This window comes from Microcystis sp. LE19-195.1E, assembly GCF_027532095.1.
Classification (GTDB): domain Bacteria; phylum Cyanobacteriota; class Cyanobacteriia; order Cyanobacteriales; family Microcystaceae; genus Microcystis; species Microcystis aeruginosa.
Window position 1 is genome coordinate 1 of sequence record NZ_JAPZSZ010000122.1, and the last position, 4,900, is coordinate 4,900.

At 44.6% G+C, this 4,900-nt stretch carries 4 protein-coding genes; all 4 read left to right on the plus strand.

Annotated elements, in window-relative coordinates; genetic code table 11:
* The first annotated feature begins 466 nt into the window (after positions 1-466).
* The 4 genes from O9300_RS07380 to O9300_RS07395 all read left to right on the plus strand — a co-directional run bounded on the left by O9300_RS07380 (position 467) and on the right by O9300_RS07395 (position 4,759).
* The gene (locus O9300_RS07380; RefSeq protein ID WP_287970996.1) at positions 467-1,735 is read left to right on the plus strand and encodes a Sll1247 family protein; all 1,269 of its coding nucleotides are present in this window, start codon (positions 467-469) and stop codon (positions 1,733-1,735) included.
* 348 nt (positions 1,736-2,083) lie between these two features.
* Complete coding sequence (purD, locus tag O9300_RS07385) at positions 2,084-3,349, plus strand: phosphoribosylamine--glycine ligase (protein ID WP_287970998.1); 1,266 nt, start codon at positions 2,084-2,086, stop codon at positions 3,347-3,349.
* A gap of 18 nt (positions 3,350-3,367) precedes the next feature.
* A complete protein-coding gene (locus tag O9300_RS07390; protein WP_261779653.1) occupies positions 3,368-3,490 on the plus strand; it encodes a hypothetical protein in 123 nt (40 codons plus the stop codon).
* A 42-nt stretch (positions 3,491-3,532) separates the two neighbouring features.
* On the plus strand, positions 3,533-4,759 hold the full coding sequence (locus O9300_RS07395) for a glycosyltransferase family 4 protein (protein WP_287971000.1): 1,227 nt from the start codon (positions 3,533-3,535) through the stop codon (positions 4,757-4,759).
* Positions 4,760-4,900: the final 141 nt, after the last annotated feature.

The window sequence follows — 4,900 nt, forward strand, 5'->3', positions numbered from 1 at the left end:
AATTATAACACAGTTTACCCACAGATGGTGGAATTAAACCGATGCTCTGCGGTTGATATTCTGGTCGGATTTCATCCCCCGCAAAGCTGAGTATCTTGTCGAAAAATGTAGCGGGGGCATTCATCCGACATTTTAGGTAAATTCCGAATTATCTAGAAGATGGATTTAGGTTTAAATGTGACTTAGATCACATACAATCGGGGTTTCCTTTCGCTAACTTAATTAGCAGGGTACGCTGCCTAAATTTTTAGTAATCTGGGCATAGTCCGCAAGCTTGGCTGGGTAAGCCAAGGGGAATTTTCCCAAACTTGCCAAGCTAAAATGGATCGACTCGATCAGTACAATGACCCAAAATAGGGGCATCCTCAGAAGGGAGCATCTACTATCTAATCACAATTGACCCCTTTATGGTCATAGCCCTAAAATCCATCCGCTTACTGATTTAGGAGGGCTGAATCAAATAACCATGGCTAGTCTAAACACTGGACAAAGACAAACAAGAGACGAAGAACAGCTACTGTACGATTATTGGCTCGACCGCGCCAGGACCGATTCCCCCGAGCAATTAATCGAGAATTTTCGTCGTCTGTTTATCGAAGGTGGCGGTTATCAAGAAGCTCCTATTTATTTAGCCCTAGAGCGTCTTGTCAAGGCCAAAGATCCCGAAATTCGTTTTTATCATTTCTTTAACCGCTGCTGTCATATTTTAGTGAATCGATGGCAAACGCAGCCCGCCCATCAGCCAGCAATTCCCGAATTGGTATCGCTACTGGAAAATTTGCCCTCCCCACCTCCTGGACATTACAGTATCCCCAATAATTTGGGCCATCTGGTCAAAAATTTTACCCTCTCGGATGACTACGTTAGGCTGCAGCGTCTGGCGAGAATTATTAGCGGCAAATACAGCGAAAAAACCGCCGCTTCCCTGGGAACCCTGATTAGTCGTTATCCCTATCTCTATGATTACTATTTACTCGGTGATGAAAGTCCCCGAGAACAGCGACAAACCGTTAGACGTATTAAGGTGAAAACCGAGAGCCGTTTCGAGGTAAATCTCTCTCGTTATGTCACCTATCAGGTACGTTTGGCACAGGTTGCTCATAGCCCAAAAATCAGGGAAGAAGCGGGGAGAATCATTCAACCGGTAGAAAATCCCACCCTGCTCAATGATAAGGAGCTAAATCGCGCCCTCAAGCATTATCTGGGGACGGTAGCAGGAAATTATACTCATAAGGCTCTTTCGCAAAATTTTCTGGCGAATACAGTTTATACCCCTACCTATAAAGATTTTAAAAATGACCTCTACGATTATCTGATTACCTCCTTAGACTACGGCAAGGGGCAATTTAACAAAAAACTCGACGATGTCCTGCAAAATACTCTACCCCACTGCGATCAACAAAAACCGAGTGAATTTCTCATGCTGCGTACTTCTAGCCAACTGTTAAATTATCTGGTGGTGGAAAGCGGCCAAAAACCCGATCATTACATTTTTATGGATATGATCACCAATATGGGGGTAACTCGGACTGTGGGGTTATTGCTCAAGTTGATTTTGATCTGTCCCAAGGCAAAACCCCACTTAGATAAACGTTTTTCGATTCTATTTAACCACTACGAGAGTTATTCTCGCGAGCGGGTGCCTTGGTTGGTTAAATCCCTAGAAAATCTGCAAGTAGCTTTTAGTATTCATTTCGGTCAAGCTGATTTGTCCTGTCTCCGTCAAATCCAGTGACCAGCTGTTCGCTATCTAAATTACTTGTTAAGACTGTCTATGAGAGGAGAAGGGGGGAAGTGGGGAAGTGGGAAATGGGGAGATGGGGTGTGGGGTGTGGGGTGTGGGGTGTGGGGTGTGGGGAGAATAAATAAAATAATCTCCTATCTCCTGACTCCTATCTCCTATCTCCTATCTCCTATCTCCTGAATCCTGAATCCTGAATCCTGAATCCTGAATCCTGAATCCTGAATCCTGAATCCTGAATCCGTCAAATCGATTAAAAAGTTAAGTAATCTCAACTTCTAGCCAATGGTGACCCGGAGCTAGGGGATAATTAAACCATCGTCATTTAGGCTGCGTTTATCCGTGAAAATTATCGTTATCGGCAGTGGTGGTCGAGAACACGCCTTGGCTTGGAAACTGCTGCAATCGCCCGAAGTAGAACAAGTGTTCTGTATTCCGGGTAATGGGGGAACGGCAATTTTACCTCAATGTGAAAATATCCCCATAGCAATGGAGGATTTTGCCGAAATTAGCCGCTTTGCCCGAGAAAATTGCGTCGATCTGGTGGTTGTCGGGCCAGAATATCCCCTCTCCCTCGGCATTACCGATCATCTTCTCGGCCAAGAAATTGCCGTTTTTGGCCCCACACAAACCGGGGCCCTAATTGAATCGAGCAAATCCTGGGCAAAAGAATTAATGAGCGAAGCAGCAGTTATCACCGCCGTCTCGGAAACCTTTACCGATGCAGAATTAGCAAAAACTTATATCCGAGAGCAAGGAGCGCCAATTGTGGTGAAAGCTGACGGATTAGCCGCAGGAAAAGGGGTAATTGTCGCCGAAACCGTAGATACGGCCCTAGAAGCGATCGATGATCTTTTTACCAGTGGCTTTACTAAAGTCGTGGTGGAAGAATTCCTAGAGGGAGAAGAAGTGTCTATCCTCACCCTCACCGATGGGATCAGCTTTCGTTCCCTGCTACCTGCCCAAGATCACAAGCGGATCGGTGAAGGCGATACCGGCAAAAATACCGGCGGTATGGGAGTTTATGCCCCCGCCCCCATAGCCACCGCCGCCATTATCGAAGCGGTAAACCGAGACATCCTCGCCCCCATCGTCGCCACCCTACAAAAACGCGGCATTGACTATCGGGGAGTCCTCTACGCGGGTTTAATGATTTCCCCCGCCGGAGAGCCAAAAGTTCTCGAATTTAACTGTCGTTTTGGCGATCCCGAAACCCAAGCGGTTTTACCCCTACTGGAAACTCCCCTGGCACCGCTACTGCTGGCTTGCGCTCAACAAAAATTAACTGATTTCCCCTCTTTACAATGGCGATCCGGTAGTGCCGTTTGTGTGGTGGCCGCGTCTGCTGGTTATCCCGACCACTACGAAAAAGGCCAGTTAATCACTGGAATTAAGGCAGCTGAAACCGCGGGAGCGATCGTTTTCCACGCCGGCACGGTTTTAAAACACGGCGATATCTTCACCGATGGCGGCCGGGTTTTGGGTGTCACGGCGATGGGAGCTAATTTTAATCAGGCGATCGAACTTGCCTATCAATCGGTGAAAAGGATACACTTTGAGGGCATCTATTATCGTCGTGATATCGGCCACCGGGTAAGGGAAAAATAAGGTTTTGAGGATTAATTTATGAGCCAATTTCCCTTTTTTTCCGCATCTCTCACCGCTAATCCTCACCTGATGCCAAACCTCTTTCTAGGGTCATCCCTGACAAAAGCGCATCTGATTTGTCAAAAAACCAGTAACTATTGATAAAATCATGAAACTGAATCGCCCAACCAAATTGCCATCCCTATGCGAATTTTGCTCTATTCTTATAACTATTATCCCGAACCGATCGGCATCGCTCCCCTGATGACAGAATTAGCGGAAGGATTGGTTAAAAGAGGTCATCAAGTCAGGGTTTTAACCGCTTTTCCTTGGTATCCTAATAGTGAAATCGATCCCGAATACCGAGGAAAAATCTATCTAGAAGAAGAACGAAATGGTGTTAAAATTCAACGTTCCTACGTCTGGGCGCGTCCCCAAAGAAGTTTAAAAAATCGAATTTTCTTTGAATTGAGCTTTGTTTTTTTGAGTTTCTTTCAGGCTCTCAAGGGTGAAAAACCCGATCTAATTTTCTTAACTGTACCCGGATTACCCGTTTGCGTTCCTGCCGCTTTATTGAGTAAATTATATGGCGTGCCGATTATTCTAAACTTACAGGATATTCTGCCCGACGCGGCAGTTCATGTGGGATTATTAACTAATGAGAAAATGATTAAGGTTTTTAGTCGTCTCGAAAAATTTGCCTATCAAACTGCCAGCAAAATCTCGGTTATTGCCGATGGTTTTACCAAAAATCTCCTAACTAAAAATGTGCCGAGTCAGAAAATTATTGAAATTCCTAATTGGGTGGATGTAAGCTTTATTAAACCTCTGCCGAAAAACAATAATTATTTTCGCCAAGAAAATCATCTTGAGGGCAAATTTGTTGTTTTATATTCTGGCAATATTGCCCTAACCCAACCCCTAGAAACCCTGATCGATGCTGCAGTTTACTTAGTTGACATCCCTGAGATTAAAGTGCTAATTGTTGGTAAAAAAGAAGCCCTTGATCGCCTAGAAAAGTATCGCCAACAACAGGGGGCCAGTAATGTGCTTTTATTACCCTTTCAAACCCGGGAAAAATTACCAGAAATGTTAGCAGCCGCCGATGTGGGTATGGTGATGCAAAAACATAACGTTATTTCCTTTAATATGCCGTCCAAAATTCAGGTATTATTAGCTAGTGGTCGTGCTATTATTGCTTCTGTTCCCGCCGATGGAACCGCCGCTAGGGCGATCGAGCGTAGTGGTGGTGGTTTGGTGGTTACTCCTGAAGATCCAGAGGCATTAGCTACGGCTATTTTAAAGCTATATAAAAACCCAGATTTAGCAACTATACTAGGAGAAAAAGGACGACAATACGCGGAAGAAAATTATGCCTTTGAAAAGACTTTGGATCAATACGAAAAGCTTTTTTCTCAAGTAGTTAGTTAATAATTAGGGTTTGCTGAATAATGGTAAAAACCTTACAGGAAAGGGCTTTTAGCTTGATTGAGAGCTTCCCAAATGCACTTAAATCTGCTAGAATCTCTTAAAACCCTTGCATCACCCTTGCATCACCCTTGCATCTTCTCT

Coding starts and splice junctions, on each gene's coding strand:
- O9300_RS07390 (WP_261779653.1), top strand. CDS start 3,368: ATGAGCCAATTTCCCTTTTTTTCCGCATCTCTCACCGCTAATCCTCAC.
- O9300_RS07380 (WP_287970996.1), top strand. CDS start 467: ATGGCTAGTCTAAACACTGGACAAAGACAAACAAGAGACGAAGAACAG.
- O9300_RS07395 (WP_287971000.1), top strand. CDS start 3,533: ATGCGAATTTTGCTCTATTCTTATAACTATTATCCCGAACCGATCGGC.